This is a genomic window from Deltaproteobacteria bacterium (genome assembly GCA_016178705.1).
GTDB lineage: Bacteria > Desulfobacterota > Binatia > HRBIN30 > JACQVA1 > JACOST01.
The window spans coordinates 366,979-389,783 of the sequence record JACOST010000031.1 but is presented as its reverse complement, the minus strand read 5'-3'; the positions used below and the strand labels follow the sequence as shown (position 1 = coordinate 389,783).

The window sequence follows — 22,805 nt, the reverse complement described above, 5'->3', positions numbered from 1 at the left end:
GATGGCGACCAACACCGCCGTGCCGCCGACGGCCACGCCGTCGTTCTGCCCGGGCAACTTGGTCCAGAACGCGAGCTTCGAGATCCTCAGTGGTATCAACAGCATCAACGATCCGATCCCGACGATCTGGGTGGTGGAGAGTGGCGAGGCGGGGGCGACCACCGCCTTCCATCCACCGGACGGTGTGCGCGTGGGCTACGTCTGGGGCATCGGGGCTGGGCAGACCGGGCTGTGGTCGCAGCAGGTGGCGGCGGTAGCGGGCCATGTGTACGCGATGACGTTCTACAGCGGCACGCACGATCCGTCGGTGCATCCGACCATCGAGATCCGCTTCTACACCAGTTCGAACGTGGAGATCGGCTTGCCGGCGATTCATACGATCACCACCGACATCGACATCACCGGAGCGGTGGGCGGACCGTACGCGCTGAGCGCGACGGCACCGGCGGGGGTAGCGTACTTGAAAGTGATCTTCCGTGATCCGTCGACCACGCGCGCAGGAGCGAAGGGTGATTCCGTCTGCCTGACTACTTCCATCGCCACGCCGACCCGCACGGTGACGATCACCGCGACTCCGACGGCAACGGCGACGCCGACGCCCACCCCGACCCACAAGTCGTTTGCTGCACATCATGTCGATTCACTTGGCCAACAGTTCTGCACGCTCTCGCAAGTCGGATGGGGCAGTGGGGTTGCGAACGGACCAGCCGGCTTCATCACGCGCGATCCGGCGATTCTTCCGGTGACCATTGGCGGCGCGGGCCGCTCGACCACTCTGGGCACGGTCGCCGCGCTGAGCGCGTATCTACCTGCCCGAGGGTTGCCGCAGGTGTTGCTCGCCGGCGATCGCAACTTCGCCGCCGCAGGTGATGTCACCGACGACGGTGGCGGGACCCTCAGCGGCGAGACCGTAGCTCTCACGTTGGCGCTATACCTGTCGGATAGCGGTGGCGGCTTTGATGGGTTGAGCGCATTCGTTTTGCCAGCGCGCGGATTCTGCACGCAAGCCCTCACCGCTGGACCCGACGGTATCATCGGCACCGCGGACGATGACATCGACTCATCCAGTGCCATCGCCGGGCCGTGGACGCTTCCGGCAGCGGTGGCGGCAACCAGCACGACGGTCGAGGCGGTCGTGAACCTGGCAAACGAATCGTTGCAAGGGATGGTCACGGGCGTTTCAGCGTCCGACGTCAACGCCGGGGTCGCCGCCATCAACCAAGCCTTTGACAACTGCCAGCGCATCGTTGCATGTCAGTGACGCCGGGCGACGCTGAGTGGCGAGTCCCTGGGTCCTGGCGGAGGAGACGACGATGAGGGGAGAGAGACGATCGATAGTGGCGGCAACCTTGCTGACGCTCGCTATTGTTACGCCAGCGCTCGCGGTCGAGACTGTGGTCGACCAATTCGGCAGTGCCATCAACACGCGCTTCATGGGGCCTCCGCCGCCGTTCAACGTGACCCGGTCGACCGACGACTGCGCGGCCTCCGCGTGTGGGGTATGTACGGAAGGCTGTTCGCCTGATTGCACATCGAGCCTGACGAAGACCGACACTGGTCTACCTGATGTATTGGGGGGTTCGCGTACCTTGACGGTCAGTTTGACGACGCCGGGAATCTGCGATGCCACTTCAGCCCGATTTACCGCCGGGGTCGCGCCACTGCCGGCGGGATTTTTCCAGGTTGCGCAGTCCGATGCCGCGATCGGATCGTTTGGCTTGCTCTATGACAACAACGGCGCCGGGCTCAGCGTCGATCTCAGCAATGCGCTCGGCATCAGCGTCATCTTCGAAGCCGACCTGGCCGCCCCTCCATTCGACTTTCGCGTCACCCTCGAAGACACCGCCGGCCATAGCGCGGTGTTCGCGAAGACGATCAATGCGGGGGACTTCGAAGCCTTTACGCCAACCCCGTCGCAGTTTCTGTTCAAGAATTTCGCTGGAGTGAATCCGCGGCGCATTCGGAGCATCCTCGTCGAATTCATTCCGCAGCACGCCGCTGATTTGTTGCTCGATCGGCTGGAGACGTTCTCGCCGGTGCCGTCGCCGCTCTTCTCGCCGGCGATGCTCATCGCGCTGCTGCTGATATTGACGCTCGTGGGCGGCGGCACGTTGATCCGCGCTCGACGCTAGCCGAGCCGCGGCTTCATTCGCCAGCGAATTCCGCCGAGGATCACCGCAAACAACGTGATCAGCGCCAGCACCGGGAGCGCGACATCCGCGAGTCCGGCGCCGCGCGCGGCAATGCGGCGCAGCGCGATTTGATACCAGCGCAACGGCAACAACGCACCGATGTGGCGGATGCCTGCTGGCATCAATTGATACGGCAACATCGAACCCGACAGGACGAACGACGGCAGGATGAAGAACACCGTGATGAACACGGCTTGCGCCGAAGTGTGTGCGAGCGTCGAGACAAAGACCCCGATGGCCAGCGACGCCAATACGAAGGGCAGGGTGACCAGCAGGAGCGAGAACCAGCTGCCGCGCGGCCAAATGCCGAAGCATAGCCCGGCTGCGAGCGTGGCGAAGAGCAGGACGCCATAGCTTAGCCCAACGTACGGCACGAGCTTGCCGAGCACTATCTCGGTTGGCGTAGTGGGAAGCGCGAGCATCTGCTCGTATGTGCCGCTCTCGCGTTCGCCCACCAACCCGAGACTGGTCGCAGATAGGCAGAGGTTGGTCAGCAGCATCCCGGCGAGTGCGGCAAGGTAAAACTCCCGATCGCGCAGCGTGGCGTTGAACCAGAATCGCTGGCGGACGTCGATGAGGCCTGCGGAGCGTACCCGAGCGTCGGGTACGTGCGCCCCGATGGACGCCGTCTGCAGTTCGAACGCGGCCGCCACTTGTCCGATGTAGCCTCCCACCCGCGCAGCGGTCAGGGGATCGCTGCCATCGAGCAGCAGTTGCACGCGCGGAGCCCCGCGTTCCGCTACCCGCCGCAAGTCGGCCGGAACCACCAGGAAGGCCAGCACGATGCCTTGCCGCAGCATGGCTTCGCCCTCGTCGTAACTCTCCACCATCCGCCGCGGCAGAAAGTAACCCGTGTGTTGCACCGCTTCGATCAGTCGGCGTGAGACCGCGGTGCGGCTCTGATCCAAGACCGCCCACGGCACATTCGCCGGCTTGTTCGAGATGGCGATGCCGAACAGCAGCAGCATCATGACAGGCTGTGCGAAGACGGTGGCCAGCAATGCCTTGTCGTGGCGCACGATGGTGGCTTCTTTGTACGCGACGGCGGCGACGTTGCGCCAAAAACTGTGCGTCGTGCGGATCATGAACGGGCCTCCCGAATCATGAACGAGCCTCAATGGTCCGCAACGCATACGCCATCAAGAGCGCGCCAAAGAGGAGCAGCAGTCCCAACTCCGGCAGCAGTGTCAGCGGCCCCTCGCCGCGGATATAGATCGCGCGACTCACGCGAATGTAGTGCGTGGCGGGAAAGATCTCGGCGACCCATTGCACCAGCCACGGCATGTTGCGTGTCGGGAAGGCGAAGCCGCTGAGTTGCACCAATGGAATGCTGAACAGCACGCTCTTCTGCACCGCCTCGGCCGCGGTCGCCGAGGTGGCCGAGATAATCAACCCGAGCGCCAGCGACACCAGAACGTAGAACGACGACACGAGTACAAAGAACAGCGCGCTGCCGTTCGGCCACACGTGAATGACCAGGCCGGCGACCAACACCATGAGAATCACGTCGAGCGCGAACACCGCGCCGAGCGGCAGGATCTTTCCGAGCAGGATCTCCAACGAGGTGGCCGGGGTCACCTGCAATTGCTCGAAGGTGCCGGTGAGCTTCTCGTTCACGATGGATACCGCGGTGATCAGCGTGGTGAGAAACGACAACACGAAGCCGAACGTGCCGGCGACCATGAACGGCCGCCCGTCGAGGCGCGGGTTGAACAGCGAGTTGGCAACGACCTGCAAGTGGCCACTCGCCGCGCCGTGGCGGCTGGGGCGAGTGCCCGCGTCGAGTTGTGCGCCGGTAGCAGCAACGATGCTACGTAAGAAGCCTTCCGCGTTGCCGGCCAGCACGGCCTCGGCGCCGTCGTAAAGCACTTGCACCGTTGGCGGGGTCTGTGCGGACGTGGTGGCCCGTTGCGCGCGATCGAAGTCGGGGGGGATGATGAGGCCGGCACTGATGTCGCCGCCGACGAGGGCATGTTCGAGTGCATCGCGGGTGGCGTACGCGCGTGGGGCGAAGATGTCTTTGCTCGCGAGGTCGGCCACCAATCGGCGGCTGGCGGCCGATTGATCGGCGTCGTACACGCCGAGGGCGAGGTTGTGAACCTCGGTCGAGAGGACGAAACCGAACGCGAGCAGTGCCGCCAACGGCACCGTGATCAGCACGGCCATCGTAAAGGGATCACGGAAGGTGGCCAGCACCTCGCGCCGCATGAGGGTTCGGAGTCGGCGCCAGTTCATAGTTCGAGTGCCGCGTCGGCGAGCACACGCCGAAACACGTCGGTCATCGCCGGTTGCTCGATGTGGACCGATGCCGCCGCCCGTTCGGTCGCGACGCGGTCGAGTGCGGCGAGAAATGCCGACTCCAACGTCGGGACCACGACGCGTAGCCCCTCGGCAGTCGGATGAACCTGTGCTCCCACGTTCTGTAGTGTCTGTTGCGCCGCGGCGCGACCGGCCTGCGGGAGATCGATCGTAATCTGGTAGCCGTCGGAGTAGCGCTGGCGCAGCGCCTCCGGTTCGGCGTCGGCGACCATCTTGCCGGCATCGATGAAGGAGACCCAGTCGCAGTAGTCGACCTCTTCCAAGAAATGTGTGGTGACGAACACGGTGACCCCCGCGGCCGCTTCGTCTTGGATCAATTCCCAGAACAGGCCGCGATTGTGCACATCGACCCCGGCGGTGGGCTCGTCGAGAAACAGCACGCGCGGTGCGTGCAGCGTACTGAGGGCGAGACCGGCACGCTGGCGGATGCCGGCGGGCAGGTCTTCGGACTTCTCACCTTCGGCGTCGCCAAGCGAAAATCGTTCGCGCAGCGCGCCCCACCGCTGCGCGAGTTCGGGGCCGGAGAGATTGAACAGCCCGGCATAGAACTCGACGTTCTCGCGCAACGTCAGCCCGGCGTAGAGGCTGACCTTCTGCCCCATGTAGCCGATATGGTCGCGCACTCGGCGGGCGTGACGGATGACGTCGACGCCATCCACTTCGATGGTGCCGGCCGTCGGTTGCAGCAGACCGATCAGCATGCGAATCGTAGTGCTCTTGCCCGAGCCGTTGGCGCCGAGAAACGCGAAGATCATGCCCGGCTGCACCGTGATGGTGAGGTTGTCCACCGCCGCGAAGTCGCCGAAGCGCTTGGTGAGTCCTTGGGCGCGGATAATCGGCGGCGCAGTCATCCGCGATGTCATGCGGGAACTCCGCGCGCGAGGGCCAGCAGCGTGGATTCCATGTCGAGGGGTAGATGCTCCGCGAATTGGACACCGACACCGGGTAGGGCCATCAGCTCGCGCAGCACGCGCGCGTCTCCCGGCGCGCTGCGTTTCGGCACTTCGATGCGCGCGAATCGACCGGTCGCACGGGCGCTGCCAACGTAGGGCAAGCAGCGCGCGGCACGCACGATCGCCCGTGGATCGTCACCCCATGCGCGGTACAACTCCAACGGCACTCCGGTGCGCAGTTCGCTCGGAGTACCGGTGGCCACCACGCAACCGGCGTCGAGGTAGACCAGGCGATCGCAGCGCGCCGCTTCATCGAGGTAGCTGGTGCTGATGAGGATCAGCGCCGCGCTGCGCTCCTGCTCCAGCATCGTCCAGATCTCGCTGCGTGCCAGTACGTCGACGCCCGCGGTCGGTTCATCCAACAGCAGAAGCGCCGGCTTGAGCAACAGCGCGTTGGCGATGGCGAGTTTCTGCTTCATGCCACCGGAGAGCGCGCCGGCCGGGCGCTTGACGAAGGGTGCGAGTCCGGTGCGCGCCAACAAATCGGTTGCCCGATTCGTGAACTCGGGATCGCGGAGGCGTTGCAGCCGCGCTGTAAAGCGCAGATTTTCCATCACCGACAGGTCGCGGTGGAGTCCGAAACTCTGCGGCACGTAGCCGGTCTGCGCCTTCAGTTCAGTGACGTCGCGGCGGACGTCGAAACCGAGGACCCGCGCCGTCTCGGCTTCGACATTGAGCAGTCCAGCGAGGGCCCGAATCAACGTCGTCTTGCCGGCGCCGTCGGGCCCGACGACACCGACGATCTGCTGTCCCGCAAGCGTGAGGTCCACGCCGCTCAGCGCCTGACGTGCGTCGTATCGTTTGCGCAGTCCGCGCAGCTCGATCACGAACTCAGTAGACATCGCTGCGGCTCGTCAGGCAGACGGCGTCGATAAGTAGACGTTGCCCTCGGTCCCGGGCTGAAACTGCTCGACACCCTCGAGAATGCGGATCTTCACGCGGTAGACCTGGCCCATGCGATCGCTGCGGGTTTCGATTTTCTCCGGTGTGAAATTCGCCGTCTCGGCGATGAAACGGACTTCGCCCGGCGTGCGTTGGCCGGGTCGGCTGTCGAGTTCGATCGCGACGCGTTGCCCGAGGCTGATGCGGCCGACGTCGGATACCGGGACGTAGATCTGGACGTATTTGTCTGTCGGGTCGAGGAGCGCGAACAGCGCGCTGCCCGGCTGCGCGAACTCGCCCGGCCAGATGAACTGGGTCTGCCCGATCGTCGGCACTGCCGGCGCATGCACGGTGCATTTTGCGAGCGCGACCTGCAGCTCGTTGACTTGGGCGAGAGCAAGGTCGCGCTTTTGTTGAAACGTAGTCAGTTCATGGCGCGCCACCGCGATGGTGCGTTCTTCCGCTTGCACCCGGGCCAGCAACTCGCGAGCGCGGTCGCGGGCGCTGCGTGCTTGATCGACGCGCGAGCGGTTGTCATCGAGTACCTGTGCCGTGCTGGCACCGGTCTTCACCAGCGCTTGCTCGCGAGTGAGTGTGCGCTCAGAGTTCTCGAGCGCCGATTCGGATTGGCGCAACTCGGCGGTGCGCGCGTTGAGGTCACGCTGCCACGTACCCTGCACCAGCTCGATGCGCTCCTGCTGCATCTGCACTTCCGCGTCGATCACGCCGACTTCTTCGCGTTTAGATCTGAGACGGGCCTGGATGTCGCTATCGTCGAGCACGGCGATGACCGCATCGGCCGGCACGTTCGCGCCTTCGGCGAACTTCACCTCCAGCACGCGACCGGCAACCTCGCTGCGAATGACGCGTTCCTCGCCTTCAACGAATCCGGTGTAGTGCGGCGGCGCGTGATCACGGCGCACATACCACACGCCGGTGCCGACAGCGGCAGCGATGACGATCAAGGCGATCGGAAGACGGCGAGACATGGGTCACCTCGATTGCAAAACCAGTTCGTCGAGAGGCAGGCCGATCAATTGCTGCAACTCGGCGCGACGGGTGTGGGCTTGGTACAGCGCGGTCGCGAGCACCGCTCGTTGTTGCGCGAGTAGGGCATTGGCTTCGAGCACGTCTTCGCTGTCCGCGCGGCCGACCTCGAATTGTTGTTGGCGGATGCGGAGGTTCTCTTCCGCTTGCCCGACAGCGGTGGCGGCGGTGGTAAACGCGGCGAGACGTTCCTGTGCGGCGAGCTGGGTAGAGCGGATGGCGGCTTCGATTTCGCGCAGGGTGCGTTCGACGACGATGCGATTGCGGTCAGCCGCCACCTTGGCGTCGGCGATCTGTGCCTCGCGACGCCAATCGGTGCCGAGATCCCAGCTGAAGCCGGTGAACCCCGAGCCGACGCGTTGCGGTTCGACGATGTTCGAACTGGAGTAGTCGACCGCGCCGCCCGCGGCAAAACGCGGTAGGCGACTCCGTTCGAGTGAGCTCACCGTTTCTTCGAAACGCTGTTGTTCTTCGAGGAGCGAGCGCAGTGCTGGATTGTTGGTGTGCGACATCCGCAGCGCCTCATCGACGCCGGGTACTTCGGGATTGCTGGTCACGTCTTCGACGTCGGTGGCGGCGTCGATGGCGACGCCGATGACCTGATTGAGCGTCCAGCGCGCGCGCTCGATCGCCAGGTCACGCTGGAGCAGCTGCTGTTCGGCGTTGCGCAACGCGACTTGCACGACCAGCAGTTGATTTTTGGTGACCCGTCCGTTGTCGAAACGGCTCTGCGCGGTGGCCAGCTGCTCGCGATAGAGGGCGAGAGTCTGTTGGGTGACCTCGCGCAGGCGCAGCGCTTCGAGCAAGTCGAAATACGACCGCACCACCAGCGTCTGCTGCTCGAGGTTGGTTGCCCACGCCCGCGCCTGCTCGCCGCGATAACCCGCTTGCGCCGCCGAGAGCGCGTGACGCAACTCGCCGGAGAGATCGATGGGCAGACTCAGCGTGCCGTTCACGGTGCCGAAGCCGGCATCGCGAGTCTTGATATCGAAAGAAGGCGGGGCTGCCGGCAACAGTCCAGGAGGCAGGGCGGCGCTGGTGGTGAGCGAATCCGTATACCAAGTGTAGCGCCCCTGTCCCGTCGTGTTCGGCAGCAGTCGCCCACGCACGTCGACGACATGCTCGCCTGCGGAAGCCACGAAGGTGTCGGCTTCCGCGATGAGTCGGTTGTGCGTCGCTGCAAGCGCGAGAGCAGCCGCGAGGTTGAGTTGTGAGGGGATTGACGGCGTGGGTTCGGTCACGGCAACGGGCGTGGCATTGAAGACGACGCCGGCAACTGCTGCGCGTTGTCCGAGTTCTTCCTGGCGTCGAGCCGCACTCCACCCGCCGTCACCTTCCGGGCGCGTGAATGTCGCCATCGTCGCGCAGCCGCCAAGCGCGAGCCCACCGCAGAGTACGAGGCAGCGAAGCACCCCGCTAGCGGGCATGGTGCGACCTCCGTTGCGGTGCGGCGAGGCGATCGATGCCTCCGAGTGAGAACTGCGTGATGTGTTTGGCCAGCGTGCGGGCGAACCCGCGTGGATAGGTGCGGCGATCGAGGACGCGCAGCATCGCCGGCATCACGAAGCGATAGAAGAGCGCTTGCCCCATGATGCTGTGCACGCAGCGCTCGATCGTCACGGCCGCGAGATTGGGGGCAAGCGGGGCGAGGATTGTCTTCATCTCCTCCATCATCGGCAAAATGAACTCGTCGACGATGACCGGCAGCGCCTCGCTGGGGTCGGTCATCTCGCGCTGCATCAGTGTTCCGTGGAGTCCGGGCGGGGGTCCGATCAGCAAGTCGAGCATCGCCTGGGAACGGGTTTGCAGGAGGCCTTCGATGCCACGGCGCGACATCCGCTGCACCTCGCTGGGCGGCTTGCTGGCGCCGCGGCGCGCGAGCAGGGCACGAATCTCGGCGAACTGGCCGCGCAGCACTTCGAGGTACAAGTCGCGCTTGGAGCCGAAATGGTAGTTGCCGGCGGCGAGATTGACGCGCGCGCGCGCGGCGATGTCGCGCGCCGTCGTGCCATGGAAGCCGTGCGCAGCAAACAGCTCGGCGGCCGCAGCCAGCACTCGCGCTCGGGTATCCCCGCCATTGCCTCGTTGCATGAACATCCGTTTGAAACAGATGTTTGACGAAGTCAAGAGGGGTACCGCCTGCAACGGGGCGCGTCGCTTACGGGCCGCGGAGCCAGGCGTGGAAGAATGTGTCGAGACTGGTCTGCGCCGCGTGCATCATGCGCTGCATGGCGAAGAGAGTGGGCAGCGCGCGCCGTTGCGTCGCGAGATAGCGGGCGACGGCGAGCGGCCGCGGTGTGCCGCTGAGGGGATCGACGAGGCCGGGCGAGAGATCGAGGGCACTGTCGACCGGGTCGAGAATCGCGCGCACCGCGGCGAACGGGACGCCGGCCTGTCGCGCGAAGGCGGCAATCGCGGCGCCTTCCATTTCGACGGCGACGGCTCCGGTCTGCTCGCCGGCCCGGAGTTTGTCGGCGCCGCTGCGTAGTGCGCGCGCGCTGCAGAGGAGCGGCCCGAAGGTCGCGGTGAGGCCGACGCGCGCCGCGACGGTCGTGAGTTGGGTGCGTGTGGCGAGGTCAGTCTCGTACGCGTCGCCGGTCGCGCGTGCCACGATGCGCGTGGGTATCGTCAGGTAGCCCGGAGCCAGGCCGGGCACGAGACCGCCGGCGCACCCGGTCGACAAGAAGACGTCGTGCGGGCCGAGCGCGGCTACCGTCGCGGCGGCCGCCGCGGCGCGTCCCATGCCGATGCCGGTCTTGATGAGATCAATCTGCCGGCCGGGGGCGGTGCCAGTCCAGACCGTAAATCCATCGACTACCTGACGCTGCATGGCGCGAAGCTGGCGCAGGACCGGGCGGCATTCCCACTGCAACGCGGCAAACACGGCGACACGGGTCATAAGGGGATCGGATCGTATCGGCGTGACCGCCGGGCGGCAAATTTCATCGTCGATGCCGGGATGCTGGCTCAAGGCAGCTGGCTCGCGCCAGCTTGCGCCGCATATGCGCGTATGTTAATCCTCCTCGTCAACTAAAAGGTTCGGAGGAAAGATGGGGACAGCTCTGGAGCAACGACAGAACATCGTGCAGCAGTATCGGCTCCATGGAACTGACACGGGCTCTCCCGAGGTGCAAATTGCGCTGCTCAGCGATCGAATTACTTATCTGACCGAGCACTTCAAAGTCCATACGAAGGATCACCATTCGCGGCGCGGGTTGTTGAAACTCGTCGGCCAGCGTCGCCGGTTGTTGGATTATTTGAAGCGCGGCGACTACGAGCGCTACAAGAGCGTCATTGATCGGCTGGGGATCCGGAAATAGCGCCGGCTCCCTCGCGCATCTCCCGCTATCGTCTTCCCTCCCACAGCAGGGCCATAACGGCCCGGGAGGCAAATGTATGTTCAAGAAAATCGAAACTCTGTTGGCGGGGCGCGCCCTGACGATCGAGGTCGGGCGCATGGCCAAGCAGGCCGATGGCGCCGCATTGGTGCAATACGGCGAGACCTGTGTGCTCGCCACCGCCGTGGCCTCGCGCAGCGCGCGTGAAGGCATCGATTTCTTTCCGCTCACCTGTGATTACCAGGAGAAGACCTTCGCGACCGGGAAAATCCCCGGCGGGTTCTTCAAGCGCGAAGGGCGACAATCCGAACGGGAAATTTTGAATTCGCGCTTGATTGACCGGCCGATTCGTCCACTGTTCGCGGAAGGTTTCGTCTGCGAAACGCAAGTCATTGCCACGGTGCTCTCCGCCGATAAGGAAAACGACGCCGACATGGTCGCGCTGATTGCGGCCTCGGCGGCGCTGCATGTGTCGGATATTCCGTTTCTCGGACCGATCGCCGCGGTGCGTGTCGGCCGTCTCGACGGCAAACTGGTGATCAACCCGCAACACAGCCAGTACGAAGCCAGCGACATCTCACTGGTCGTTGCCGGCACCGCGGACAGCCTGGTGATGGTGGAGGGCGGCGCGAGCGGGGTGTCGGAAGACGTCATGCTCGAGGCGCTGTACTTCGGTCATCAGGAGATGCAGATCCTGATCAAGCTGCAGGAAGAGCTGCGCCAAGCCGTTGGCAAACCAAAGCGCGCAGTGGTGGTGGTCGCGGGCAATGCCGACCTCACCAAGCGAGCCGAAGCTGTCGCCGGTCCGCTCATGCGGAAGGCATTGGCCATCACCGGCAAGCAGGAACGCGTCGCAGCGCTTCGGCAAGCAATGGCCGACACCCAAGCCGCCCTCGCCGCCGAATTCCCCAGCGCGGGGAAGGCCGTCAAGGAAGCGGTGGAGGAGATCGAAAGTCAGATCGTGCGCGGCGTGATCGTCGAGAGCGGCAAACGCATCGACGGCCGCGGACTGAAGGACATTCGGCCCGTCAGTTGCGAGGTCGGCGTGCTGCCGCGGACCCACGGCTCGGCGCTGTTCACTCGGGGCGAAACGCAGGCGTTGGTGGTGGCCACGCTCGGCACCTCGGCGGACGAGCAGAAGATCGATGCGTTGATCGGCGAATACTACAAGAAGTTCATGCTGCACTACAATTTCCCGCCGTTCAGCGTCGGCGAAGTCCGACCGCTGCGCGGTCCGAGCCGGCGCGATGTCGGACACGGGGCGCTGGCGGAACGTTCCGTGGTGCCCGTGCTTCCGGCCGAAGCGACCTTCCCGTACACGGTGCGAATGGTTTCTGAAGTGCTCGAATCGAATGGCTCGTCGTCGATGGCGACAGTGTGCGGCAGCTCGCTCGCCCTGATGGATGCCGGCGTTCCCACCAAGGGGGCGGTGGCTGGTATCGCGATGGGACTGATCAAGGACGGTGACAAGGTTCGCATCCTCTCGGACATCCTCGGTGACGAGGACCATCTCGGCGACATGGACTTCAAGGTCGCCGGTACGAGCGAAGGCATTACCGGCTTGCAGATGGACATCAAGATCCGCGGCGTCACGCGCGAGATCATGCGCGAGGCGTTGCACCAGGCCCGCGAAGGCCGCCTCCACATCCTCGGCATTATGAACCAGACGTTGCCGCAGGCCCGTGGGGACATTTCTCCGCACGCCCCCCGCATCGTTACCATCAAGATCAAGCCGGACAAGATTCGCGACGTCATCGGACCAGGTGGCAAGGTGATTCGCGCCATCGTCGAGGAAACCGGCGCGAAGATCGACATCGAAGATGATGGCACGGTGTTCATCGCCTCCAGCGACGGCGCGTCGCTGCGCAAAGCGATCGAGCGCATCGAAGGCCTCACGGCCGAGGCCCAAGTTGGCAAGATCTACAAGGGCAAGGTGCGCAAGATCGTCGACTTCGGCGCCTTTGTGGAAATCATGCCCGGCACCGACGGACTGATTCACATCTCGCAGCTGGCCGAGGGGCGCGTTCAGAAGGTCACCGACGTGCTGAAAGAAGGCGACGAGGTGATGGTGAAGGTGCTGGAGGTCGACAGACAAGGCAAGATTCGCCTCAGTCGCAAGGAAGCGCTGGGGGCGGCCGCGGGGCAGGGTTGAGCATGGTGAGCCGTTCGGTACTGCCCAACGGCCTGCGGGTGGTCACGGAGGAGATGCCGGGCGTCCCCTCCGCCACGATCGGCATTTGGGTGGAGAACGGCTCACGCTTCGAAACCGCGAAGCAGAACGGGATCTCCCACTTCCTCGAGCATCTGTTTTTCAAAGGCACGGAGCGCCGCACGGCGGCGGCGATCGCGGAAGAGATCGACGCGGTCGGTGGCGTCCTCAACGCCTTCACGAGCAAAGAGTACACCTGTTACTACGCCAAGGTGCTCGCCGAGCACCTGCCGTTGGCGATCGATCTGCTCGCCGACATCTTTCGTCACTCGCGCTTCGCTCCAGAAGAGATCGATCGCGAGCGCGCCGTCGTGCTGCAGGAAATCTCGCAAGTCGAAGACACCCCCGACGACTACGTCCACGATCTGTTTAATGTGAGCTACTGGCCGGGCCATCCGCTCGGCTATCCGATTTGTGGGCGCGCGGAGACGGTCGAGCAGTTCGGTCAGAAGGAACTCTTGGAGTTCTTCACCGCGCGCTATCAGCCCGACCGCATCGTCATCGCGGCGGCGGGTAACCTGACGCACGAGGTGTTGGTCGACTGGGTGCAGCGTGAGTTCGGCGACCTGAGCGGCGTGGCGGAACCGAGCAACAATTCGTCGCCGGTACCGGCACGCGGGATCTTCTCCGTCGAGAAAGCGCTCGAGCAAGTTCACATCTGCCTGGGAATGCCGGGCATCGCGCAGTGTGCGCCAGAACGCTACGCGGCGTATTTGCTGAGCACCGCGCTTGGCGGCGGCATGAGCTCGCGCCTGTTTCAAGAAGTGCGCGAGCGCCGTGGCCGCGCCTACTCGGTCTACTCGTTCTTGTCGTCCTATCGCGACATCGGCTACCTCGGCATCTACGCCGGGACCAGCGCGGAGTGGGTCGAAGAAGTGGTGACGGTCATCGGTGCCGAACTGCGCAAGCTGGCCGTCGAGGGCCTTCGAAGCGAGGAATTAAGCCGCGTCAAGAACCAACTTAAAGGCAACATGCTGCTCGGCTTGGAGAGCAGCGATAGCCGGATGAATCGGGTCGCCAAGAACGAGATCTACTTCGGCCAGGACATCTCACCCAACGAGGTGGCCGCGCGCATCGACGCCGTCAGCCACGATGACGTGGTCGCGCTTGCGCAACGCTTGCTGCGGCACGAAGATATGGCGATGGCGCTGCTCGGTGACTTGAAGGGCCGCAGCGTCGACGCGGGCATCCTCGCCGCGGCGGCTCCCGCCTGACCATCCGCGTGACGGCCACGGTCACCATCGCCGTCAAGCGCGTACGGCCGGGGCCTGCGGAGTTGCCGCTGCCGGCCTACGCCAGCACGAGTGCTGCCGGCATGGATCTGATGGCCGATGTCACCGATCCGATTCAGTTGCTCCCGCATCAACGCGTGCTGATTCCAACGGGGATCGCGGTGGCACTACCACCCGGCTTCGAAGCGCAAGTGCGCCCGCGCAGCGGTCTGGCGCTGCGGCATGGAATCACGCTGCTCAACTCCCCCGGCACCATCGACGCGGACTACCGCGGCGAAATCGGCGTCATCCTGGTCAACTTGAGCACCGAACTGTATGAGATCAAGCGCGGCGATCGCATCGCGCAACTGATCATTGCCCCGGTGTCGCAGGCGCAGTGGCAAGTCGTGGCCGAGCTGGAAGCGACCGCACGCGGCGATGGCGGCTTCGGCCACACCGGTATCGACCTCAAGACGAAAACCTGAGCGCTATGCGCTACTCGGACCCGCGTTCGGGTGTGGGTTCACCTTGCGATTCATTTGCGCTATGAAGGAGCGGGTGTTGTTCCCTGAACGAATCATCTGCAGGGCGCGGAAGAGGAGGCGGCGGTGCTTGCCAAAGTATACGTCACATTGAAATCTGGGGTACTCGATCCAGCCGGCAAGGCCATTCAGCATTCACTCCACTCGCTGGGTTTCGAGCGGGCCACCGATGTGCGGCTCGGCAAGTACCTCGAAATCTGGCTCGACCGCGGGCCGCGCGCGGAAGTCGAACGTGAGGTCGACGAGATGTGTCGTAAACTGCTCGCGAATGGTGTGATCGAAGACTATCGCTTCGAGTTGCAAGACTGAAGCGGACACTTAACCGAGAAGGACGAGACTATGCGCTGGGGTGTGGTGACCTTTCCCGGCTCGCTCGACGACCACGATGCGCTCTACGCCATCGATCACGTGCTCGGGCAGACGGCGATCCCGCTGTGGCACAAAGAGCGCGATCTGCGCGGCGTCGATTGCGTCGTGTTGCCCGGCGGCTTTTCGTACGGCGACTACTTGCGCTGCGGAGCGCTCGCCCGCTTCTCGCCCGTCATGGAGAGCGTGGTAGGATTCGCCCGTGATGGAGGATTGGTGTTCGGCATTTGCAATGGATTCCAAGTGCTGTGCGAGGCCGGCTTGCTGCCCGGCGCGCTGATTCGCAACCGTAACCTTAGTTTCGTCTGCGAGTACGTCCACGTCCGGGTCGAAAGTGCTGCGACCGCATTTACGCGCGCGTGTGGACCGGGCGAGATTCTGACCTTGCCGATCAAGCACGGCGAAGGTTGCTACGTCGCGAGCGAAGCGACGCTGAGCGAAATCGAAGAAGAAGGACAAATCTTACTGCGCTACGCCGACGCCGGCGGGCGGGTCACCGAGGCCGCCAATCCTAACGGGTCGCTGCACAACATCGCCGGCGTCATGAACCGCCAGCGCAATGTCTTCGGGCTCATGCCGCATCCGGAGCACGCGGTGGAGAAGGCACTGGGCGGTGAAGATGGACTGAAACTGTTCCGCTCAATTGCCGCGAGCGTGGCCGCCGGACGCACCGAGTCGGTGGCATCGGTGGCGCCGGGACCGTGAGCCGTATGGACGAGCCGCAGGTCACTGCTGCGCTGGCCGCCGAACACGGCCTGAACGAAGACGAGTATCGCCGCATCGTCGCGGCGATTGGTCGTACCCCGACCTACGTCGAGTTGGGGATTTTCTCCGTGATGTGGTCGGAGCACTGCAGTTACAAGAGTTCGCGGCGCTGGTTGCGCGAATTGCCGACGACGGGGCCGCGCGTCTTACAGGGACCCGGCGAGAACGCCGGTGCGATGGACATCGGCGATGGCCTCGCGGCCGTCTTCAAAATTGAGAGTCACAACCATCCGTCGTACGTCGAGCCGTACCAGGGCGCCGCTACCGGCGTTGGCGGCATCATGCGCGACGTGTTCACGATGGGCGCGCGTCCGATCGCCAATCTCGATTCGCTGCGCTTCGGTGCGATCGATCATCCGCGCACCGGCTACCTCGTCCACGGCGTCGTGGGCGGCATCGGCGGCTATGGCAATTGTATCGGCGTGCCGACGGTCGGCGGCGAGATATACTTCGACGCCGGGTATAACGAAAACATCTTGGTCAACGCGTTCACGCTCGGTATCGTGCGCGCCGATCGTATCTTCCGCGCCTCGGCGACCGGCGTGGGCAATCCGGTCATCTACGTCGGCTCGAAGACTGGGCGCGACGGTATCCACGGCGCCAGCTTGCTAGCGTCGGCTGAATTCGGTGACGAGACTGAACACAAGCGGCCGACGGTCCAGGTCGGTGATCCCTTCACCGAGAAGTTGCTACTCGAAGCCTGTCTGGAATTGATGGAGCGCGACGCGATCGTTGCGATTCAAGACATGGGTGCCGCCGGCTTGACGAGTTCGTCGGTTGAAATGGCGGCGCGTGGCGAGACCGGCATCCGCCTGGACCTGGATCGTGTCCCCCTGCGCGAAGAGGGCATGACGCCGTACGAGATTCTGCTGTCCGAATCGCAAGAGCGCATGCTGATCGTCGCCAAAGCGGGATCGGAAGATGTCGTGCGCGAGGTATTCGCCAAGTGGGATCTCGATGCTTCGATCATCGGCGAAGTCACCGACGATCGCATGATTCGGATCATTCACCGCGGACAGGAAGTGGCGTGTCTCCCGCTGGAACCGCTCGCCGACGGCGCGCCGAAGTACGAACGGCCGGCGGTGGCATCAGCGGAGGCCGAGGCGCGGCAAGTTCTCAACCTCGATCACGTGGCATTGCCTGGTGACTACAATCGCACGCTGCTGGGGTTGCTCGACTCCCCCAACATCGCCTCGCGTCAATGGGTGTATCGCCAGTACGATCATCTCGTGCGTGGCAACACGGTGGTGCAGCCCGGGTCTGACGCCGCCGTCGTGCGGGTGAAAGGCACGCACAAGGCGCTGGCGCTCAGCGTCGACTGCAACAGCCGCTATTGTCTGCTCGATCCCTACGTCGGGGCCATGATCGCCGTGGTCGAGAGCGCGCGTAATGTCGTGTGTGCCGGGGCGGTACCGCTCGGCATCAGCGACTGCCTGAACTTCGGCAACCCCGAGAAGCCGGCGATCATGTGGCAGTTCGTCGAAGCCGTTCACGGCATTCGCGACGCCTGCAAGGCGCTCGGCGTACCGGTGGTCAGCGGCAACGTGAGCTTTTACAACGAGACGGAAGGCCGGGCGATTCCGCCGACACCGACCATTGCCATGGTGGGTCTGATGGACGACGTGACGCGCCACACCACGCAGTGGTTCAAGGGTGAAGGCGATGTGATCGTGCTGCTCGGCCGCACCCGCGAAGAACTCGGTGGCAGTGAGTACCTCGCGCAGCAGGGCATCCTCACGGGCACGCCGCCGTGGATCGATTTGCAAGTCGAGACGCACGTGCACGCGGTGTGCGCGCGCGCGATTCAGGACGGGCTGGTGCGTTCGGCGCACGATTGCAGCGAAGGCGGCTTGGCAGTGGCGCTGGCGGAGTGCTGCCTCAGCGGTCCTCTGCGTGGCGAACTTGGGGCGGTCGTGGAGTTGGAAGGTGCAATTCGTCCCGACGCGTTGCTGTTTGGCGAGAGTCAGTCGCGCATCATTGTGTCGCTGCGTCGTCAGCATCTGGGGCGATTGCGCGAGCTGGCGGACCGCCACGAAACCCCGTTCACGGTGCTCGGTGAGGTGCGCGGGCATCGTCTGACCATCGGCAGCTTGATCGATGTGACAGTGAACGAGATGCGGCAGGTGTGGGAGACGGCGCTGCCGCGCCGGCTCGGTGCGGCCTAACAGAGGAGTGGCGCGATGTTCGACCGGTTCCGCGAGGAGTGTGGGGTCGTTGGCATCTTCGGCCATCCCGAGGCGGCGAACCTCGTCTATCTCGGGCTCTACGCGCTACAGCATCGCGGGCAAGAAGGCGCCGGCATCGTGTCGGCGAATGCCGGCACACTGATCTCACATCGCGGCCTCGGTCTGGTGGCCGACGTCTTCAACGAAGACATCATTCGTCGCCTCGAAGGTAGCGCGGCGATCGGCCACAACCGCTACTCCACGGCCGGCAAGACCCTGCTGAAGAACACGCAGCCGTTCGTGGTCGAGTATGGCCGCGGCGGCTTGGCGGTGGCGCACAACGGCAATCTCGTCAACGCGATTGAATTGCGCGAGCAACTCGAAGAGCGTGGCTCGATTTTTCAATCTACCGTCGATACCGAAGTGATCGTCCACTTGATTGCGACCGCGCGCGGCAGTCGCGTCGTCGATCGCGTGGTAGCGGCGCTGAGCCAGGTGCGCGGGGCTTACTCGCTGCTGTTTCTCACGCCCAACGAGATGATCGCGGCGCGCGATCCCAACGGATTCCGGCCGTTGGTGCTCGGTCGCATCAAAGACTCGGTGGTCGTCGCCTCCGAAAGTTGCGCGCTGGATCTGGTCGGCGCCGATTTCGATCGCGAGGTCGAGCCCGGCGAAGTCGTCGTGATCTCCGACCGCGGCGTCGAAACCTACCATCCGTTTCCCGCGACGCCGCGCACCAGCTGCGTGTTCGAGTACATCTATTTCGCGCGTCCCGACAGTCGCGTCTACGGCCGCAACGTGTACCAAGTTCGCAAAGAGTTGGGGCGGCAACTCGCGCGCGAACAGCCGGCCGAGGCGGACTTGGTAATTCCCGTACCCGACTCCGGGGTGCCGGCGGCGCTCGGGTTCGCGGAGGAGTCGGGTCTGCCGTTCGACATGGGTTTGATCCGCAACCACTACGTCGGTCGCACGTTCATCGAGCCGCAAGATGCGATCCGCCACTTCGGCGTGAAGGTGAAGCTGAACGCGCAGGCTGAGGTGCTCAAGGGCAAACGCGTCGTCGTGGTCGACGACTCGATCGTGCGGGGCACGACCAGCCGCAAGCTAGTGGCGATGCTTCGGCACGCCGGCGCGAAGGAAGTGCACATGCGCATCAGCTCACCGCCGACGACCGGTTCGTGTTTCTACGGTGTCGACACGCCGAGCACGGAGGAACTCATCGCGCACAACAATCCGATCGAAGGCATTCGCCAGTTCGTCGGTGCCGACAGTCTCGGCTACCTCACCGAGCGCGGCATGTACGCCTTCCTCAAGGAGGGCGACGGCAACGGCTTCTGCGCCGCGTGCTTCACCGGCCGCTATCCGGTCGCGGTGACCGACGAAGGCCGCACGCACCAGCTCGTCCTGTTCGACGCCGACGAGCGCGGGTGAAGGTCGTTCACCGCAGAGGCACGGAGGGCGCCGAGTTCGGACACGCAGAGGAAATTGAGCGCGGCGATGGTGCTCCGTCCTGAGAGCCTGCGCGAGCGGTTGCTCAAGCTGAAGGAGATCATCTCCGGCTTGGAGCGGATCGAGTTGCCGCCCGGCGGTCTCGACTTCCGTGACGAATGAGCGGCTGAGCGTGTGCTGCAGCTCGGCGCAGAGATCATTTTCGATATCGGCAATCACATCTTGAGTGCCTACTTCGGAACCAGCGCACAGGACTACGAGGATATCCTGCCTCAGCTCGCCACGCGCGGTGTGATCCCCGAGGCGCTGCACCAACGACTCAAGGGGCTCGGCGGCTTCCGCAACATTCTCGTGCACGACTAGCTGCGGCTCGATCCTGAGTGCGTCGCCGACTTCCGCGCCAAGGCGCCGCGTGACTTCGCTGACTTTACGCGCGCCATTCGAAACTGGCTGGCCGCTGCGGCCGGCGATCCGTCGAGCAAGCAGTAGGCGAGCTGTTCCGATCCCCGGGGCCTCGATCGCTACGCCGGGGGGAGGATATCCGCGACGCAGAGCGCGGCTGTTGCCAGCGGAATGCTGCCAGCCTCGGCAACGACGGTATGCCTGGTGTATCGTCCGGCGATGGCGTCTGGCGCGTTGAACACATCGACCTGTCGCGCAGCGAGGTCGACGACCCAGTACTCGGGAATGCCGCTCGCGGCGTAAGACGCGGCTTTCTGCGTACGGTCATAGGCGAGTGACGTGTCCGCGACTTCCACGACGAGGTGAACTTGATCCGCGCGCGGGTGTTCGCGCGCGTAGTCATTCGAGTCGGCGTCGCAGACGGCAATGTCGGGTTCCGGCTCACTCCAATCATTGAGGACGATCGGTGCTTGCACGCGAACCGTCGCCGCTGATCCGACCGCGAGTTGGAGAACACGAAGGAGCCGATGGACAGTAGCGGCATGAGGGCTTCCTTGTGGGCTCATGGTCACGATCACTCCATCGAGCAATTCGACGCGTTCGTTCCGGAAGAGCAGCGCCTCCGCCATACGACGGTACTCGTCTCGCGTAAAGCGATGCGGTGACGGGATGGTCTGGGCGTGCTGCGACATCGTGGACAGGCTAGCGCGCGCTGCGAGGAGAGGCAATCGAGAGTCGCGCAACATGACGGCGCCGCGATAGGGTGGAGGGCGCGCCAGGGCAGCGTGAGTCGTTCGCGAGCGGACGGGTCTTCCGCCCGTCGCGTTGCGCAGAGGGCTGTCGTGCACGGGACGTTCTCCCTTGCGGCGACACAGGCAGAGAGTCCCGCAGCGGAGTCGCGTGGCCATCTCTCAGCGGGATTGTTCTTGACCTGCTGTGAGAGATCATGTTAGCCGACATGCGTCCGCGTTTGATCTGTCCGTCCGGTTCGTTCGGTCTGCTGTCCGTGACAGTTGTAGGAGGGGCTCGATGATTGGCTCGAATCTTTCACGCACGCACGCACCACGCACGCACCACGCACCACGCACGCACGCACGCACGTCCTGGCGTTAACCGCGGTTCCGGTATCGGTGGACTCCTAACGGTCCGCCGCTGAAGCGGTGCAGCGGCCGACCTGGTCGTAACCCAATTGAGGTCGGCGCACTGCGCCGGCCAGCTTAGGAATCGGAGAGAGGGGCACCGCTCGCCGCGTTTCGGTTTCGGATCGCGCAGCACGAGTGGTGTTGGTCAGACTTCCTTCTCGGACCATGGCGAGCAGCCGCAGGCTACGGTGCAGCGTGGTTTGCGGATACTTGGCCTGACTATCGGCCTGGCTTTCTTAGTGGCCGGGTCGGCCGAGGCGCTTACGGTGGAGAGTTGCAGGTCAAACGACAATCACGTCTATATGATCATAAGCACCAGCAGCGCCTTGACGCAGGTTACGAGTGTCGCGATGAGTTCGGGAGGCGCCTACAACTGTGCAGAGTTCGGGTCGTTCGGGGAGATTGAGCTCACGGCTCTTTCCGTCGGTAGCGGCGGTCTCCTGCCCGATAGGATTCGAACCACCGTGCTCACGGGCTTCAGCGACAACTTCATGAACTGCGCTGCTCTCAACACAAGCGCACAAGGTGGGGCCGGTGAGCTGACGTTGCCTGATGGCAGACGGGTGAGCGCGGCTCTGCCGGCAGGCGGCAGCATTGCGGGAGTCAACTATGCGGCGCTCGTGGACGTGGCCACATCCGATGCACGCGTGCCAGTCGATGTTGATGTTCCAACGATCTCTCGCTCGATTTCGATGCCGGCCTGCTCGGTTACCGGGCCGACGATGCTCTTCGGTGCGATCGACGTCCCGGTTCATTTTGGCGCGGACCCGGGTGGCTTCGCTCTGCGGGGCGACTGCACCAGCGCGTCCACGTGCGAGCTGATCGTGTTCGTGGCCAGCCAAATGGGTAGTAGCTATGGGGTAGCGGCCGCAGGTTTCACAATCGACTCACCCCCGTATGGTCTATCGACAGAGGCTGCCTCGCAGAGTCTTCTCTTCAACACGCCAACTCGTACAGTCACTCAGGGAAGTACGCCTACTGGTGGGATCGTCACCCCGACGTCCACTCCTGCGATCAGCACTACGACCCCCACGACGTTCAATACTTCGACTCGTACAGCCACTCAGGGAAGCACGCCTACACCTACAGATGGGGTCGCCACGGCAACGCCCACTCCGACGATCAGCACTGCTACCCCCGCTCCGTGTGGCAACGGCATTGTCCAGCCCGGCGAGCAGTGCGACGATGGCAACACGATCAACGGCGATGGCTGCAATGCGAGCTGCCGCTATGAATTGATTCCCGGAAACGCCGCCGGTTCGGCGGTGACGAACGCGCGCGCCTGTTTGTTCGAGTTCTCGGTGGTGAATCCGAACAACTCACCACGGCTGGATAGCGGCGGCCGACTCAACCGCGTGCAGACCTGTCGAAACAACGACCCGACCTGCGACTTCGATCTGAGTACAAGCAACAAGACCTGTGAGTTTCACGTGGCGGCCTGCGTCAACAACGCGGACACACAGTTGTCCAGTTGTTTGCAGCAAGGGGTACGGGGTGGACTGGACACACGAGCGGGCGGGATCGACATCGTGGCGCCGAACACGCACGACGCCAACTACAATAGCCTGTTGCAGGCGCTCCAGGGGTTGCGCGATCCGAGCGATGGGGCGAGCGTCGCGCTGCCAGTCGAGTCGAGCCAAGTGGGAGTCTGCACTGATGTGTTTCCGATTCGGGTCGCCATGCACGGCACGACTCGAGTCGTTGCTGGCCGACTGCGTCTGGTGATGGTGTCCCGGTCGCTGTTTACCTCTCCGATCAGTCAAACGGATGTGGATACGTTGACCCTGGTCTGCAACCCGTAGGTCACCGCTGGGAGATGTTCC

21 protein-coding genes are annotated in these 22,805 nt (G+C 64.1%); 12 read left to right on the top strand and 9 right to left on the bottom strand.

The window, feature by feature from the left end; genetic code table 11:
• Both HYR72_24885 and HYR72_24880 read left to right on the top strand, forming a co-directional pair.
• Window positions 1-1,261: hypothetical protein (locus tag HYR72_24885; GenBank protein ID MBI1818230.1), on the top strand; the 1,261-nt coding region annotated here is incomplete at its 5' end.
• A gap of 52 nt (window positions 1,262-1,313) precedes the next feature.
• Window positions 1,314-2,132: a hypothetical protein gene (locus HYR72_24880; protein ID MBI1818229.1), complete on the top strand. Its 819-nt coding sequence runs from the start codon at window positions 1,314-1,316 to the stop codon at window positions 2,130-2,132.
• On the opposite strand, the gene HYR72_24875 is transcribed toward HYR72_24880, so the two are convergent.
• The 8 genes from HYR72_24875 to HYR72_24840 all read right to left on the bottom strand — a co-directional run bounded on the left by HYR72_24875 (window position 2,129) and on the right by HYR72_24840 (window position 10,292).
• On the bottom strand, window positions 2,129-3,277 hold the full coding sequence (locus tag HYR72_24875; GenBank protein ID MBI1818228.1) for an ABC transporter permease: 1,149 nt from the start codon (window positions 3,275-3,277) through the stop codon (window positions 2,129-2,131). The genes HYR72_24880 and HYR72_24875 overlap by 4 nt on opposite strands.
• 16 nt (window positions 3,278-3,293) lie before the next feature.
• The gene (locus HYR72_24870; protein MBI1818227.1) at window positions 3,294-4,400 is read right to left on the bottom strand and encodes an ABC transporter permease; all 1,107 of its coding nucleotides are present in this window, start codon (window positions 4,398-4,400) and stop codon (window positions 3,294-3,296) included.
• A gap of 23 nt (window positions 4,401-4,423) precedes the next feature.
• Window positions 4,424-5,374, bottom strand: coding sequence for an ABC transporter ATP-binding protein (locus HYR72_24865; GenBank protein MBI1818226.1), 951 nt, complete (start codon window positions 5,372-5,374; stop codon window positions 4,424-4,426).
• On the bottom strand, window positions 5,371-6,306 hold the full coding sequence (locus HYR72_24860; protein ID MBI1818225.1) for an ABC transporter ATP-binding protein: 936 nt from the start codon (window positions 6,304-6,306) through the stop codon (window positions 5,371-5,373). The genes HYR72_24865 and HYR72_24860 overlap by 4 nt, the downstream gene beginning before the upstream one ends.
• Window positions 6,307-6,318: 12 nt before the next feature.
• Window positions 6,319-7,335, bottom strand: coding sequence for an HlyD family efflux transporter periplasmic adaptor subunit (locus HYR72_24855; GenBank protein ID MBI1818224.1), 1,017 nt, complete (start codon window positions 7,333-7,335; stop codon window positions 6,319-6,321).
• Window positions 7,336-7,338: 3 nt separating this feature from the next.
• Window positions 7,339-8,820, bottom strand: a complete 1,482-nt coding sequence (locus HYR72_24850) for a TolC family protein (GenBank protein ID MBI1818223.1) — start codon at window positions 8,818-8,820, stop codon at window positions 7,339-7,341.
• Complete coding sequence (locus tag HYR72_24845; GenBank protein ID MBI1818222.1) at window positions 8,810-9,484, bottom strand: CerR family C-terminal domain-containing protein; 675 nt, start codon at window positions 9,482-9,484, stop codon at window positions 8,810-8,812. The genes HYR72_24850 and HYR72_24845 overlap by 11 nt, the downstream gene beginning before the upstream one ends.
• A gap of 67 nt (window positions 9,485-9,551) precedes the next feature.
• Window positions 9,552-10,292: a hypothetical protein gene (locus HYR72_24840; protein ID MBI1818221.1), complete on the bottom strand. Its 741-nt coding sequence runs from the start codon at window positions 10,290-10,292 to the stop codon at window positions 9,552-9,554.
• A gap of 151 nt (window positions 10,293-10,443) precedes the next feature.
• On the opposite strand from HYR72_24840, the gene rpsO reads away from it, so the two are divergent.
• The 9 genes from rpsO to HYR72_24795 all read left to right on the top strand — a co-directional run bounded on the left by rpsO (window position 10,444) and on the right by HYR72_24795 (window position 19,801).
• Window positions 10,444-10,713, top strand: a complete 270-nt coding sequence (rpsO, locus tag HYR72_24835) for a 30S ribosomal protein S15 (protein ID MBI1818220.1) — start codon at window positions 10,444-10,446, stop codon at window positions 10,711-10,713.
• Window positions 10,714-10,789: 76 nt separating this feature from the next.
• Window positions 10,790-12,883 (top strand): polyribonucleotide nucleotidyltransferase, encoded by a 2,094-nt coding sequence (gene pnp, locus HYR72_24830; protein ID MBI1818219.1) that lies wholly within the window; start codon window positions 10,790-10,792, stop codon window positions 12,881-12,883.
• Window positions 12,884-12,885: 2 nt separating this feature from the next.
• The gene (locus HYR72_24825; GenBank protein ID MBI1818218.1) at window positions 12,886-14,154 is read left to right on the top strand and encodes an insulinase family protein; all 1,269 of its coding nucleotides are present in this window, start codon (window positions 12,886-12,888) and stop codon (window positions 14,152-14,154) included.
• A gap of 8 nt (window positions 14,155-14,162) precedes the next feature.
• Window positions 14,163-14,636: a dUTP diphosphatase gene (gene dut / locus HYR72_24820; protein ID MBI1818217.1), complete on the top strand. Its 474-nt coding sequence runs from the start codon at window positions 14,163-14,165 to the stop codon at window positions 14,634-14,636.
• 123 nt (window positions 14,637-14,759) lie between these two features.
• On the top strand, window positions 14,760-15,002 hold the full coding sequence (gene purS, locus HYR72_24815; GenBank protein MBI1818216.1) for a phosphoribosylformylglycinamidine synthase subunit PurS: 243 nt from the start codon (window positions 14,760-14,762) through the stop codon (window positions 15,000-15,002).
• A 30-nt stretch (window positions 15,003-15,032) separates the two neighbouring features.
• Window positions 15,033-15,764, top strand: a complete 732-nt coding sequence (purQ, locus tag HYR72_24810; protein ID MBI1818215.1) for a phosphoribosylformylglycinamidine synthase subunit PurQ — start codon at window positions 15,033-15,035, stop codon at window positions 15,762-15,764.
• A 5-nt stretch (window positions 15,765-15,769) separates the two neighbouring features.
• On the top strand, window positions 15,770-17,989 hold the full coding sequence (purL, locus tag HYR72_24805; GenBank protein MBI1818214.1) for a phosphoribosylformylglycinamidine synthase subunit PurL: 2,220 nt from the start codon (window positions 15,770-15,772) through the stop codon (window positions 17,987-17,989).
• Window positions 17,990-18,004: 15 nt separating this feature from the next.
• Window positions 18,005-19,420, top strand: coding sequence for an amidophosphoribosyltransferase (locus tag HYR72_24800; GenBank protein ID MBI1818213.1), 1,416 nt, complete (start codon window positions 18,005-18,007; stop codon window positions 19,418-19,420).
• A 192-nt stretch (window positions 19,421-19,612) separates the two neighbouring features.
• A complete protein-coding gene (locus HYR72_24795; GenBank protein ID MBI1818212.1) occupies window positions 19,613-19,801 on the top strand; it encodes a DUF86 domain-containing protein in 189 nt (62 codons plus the stop codon).
• Window positions 19,802-19,959: 158 nt separating this feature from the next.
• On the opposite strand, the gene HYR72_24790 is transcribed toward HYR72_24795, so the two are convergent.
• Window positions 19,960-20,532 (bottom strand): Uma2 family endonuclease, encoded by a 573-nt coding sequence (locus tag HYR72_24790; GenBank protein MBI1818211.1) that lies wholly within the window; start codon window positions 20,530-20,532, stop codon window positions 19,960-19,962.
• Window positions 20,533-21,284: 752 nt separating this feature from the next.
• On the opposite strand from HYR72_24790, the gene HYR72_24785 reads away from it, so the two are divergent.
• Window positions 21,285-22,784, top strand: coding sequence for a DUF4215 domain-containing protein (locus HYR72_24785; GenBank protein MBI1818210.1), 1,500 nt, complete (start codon window positions 21,285-21,287; stop codon window positions 22,782-22,784).
• The last annotated feature ends 21 nt before the right edge of the window (window positions 22,785-22,805 follow it).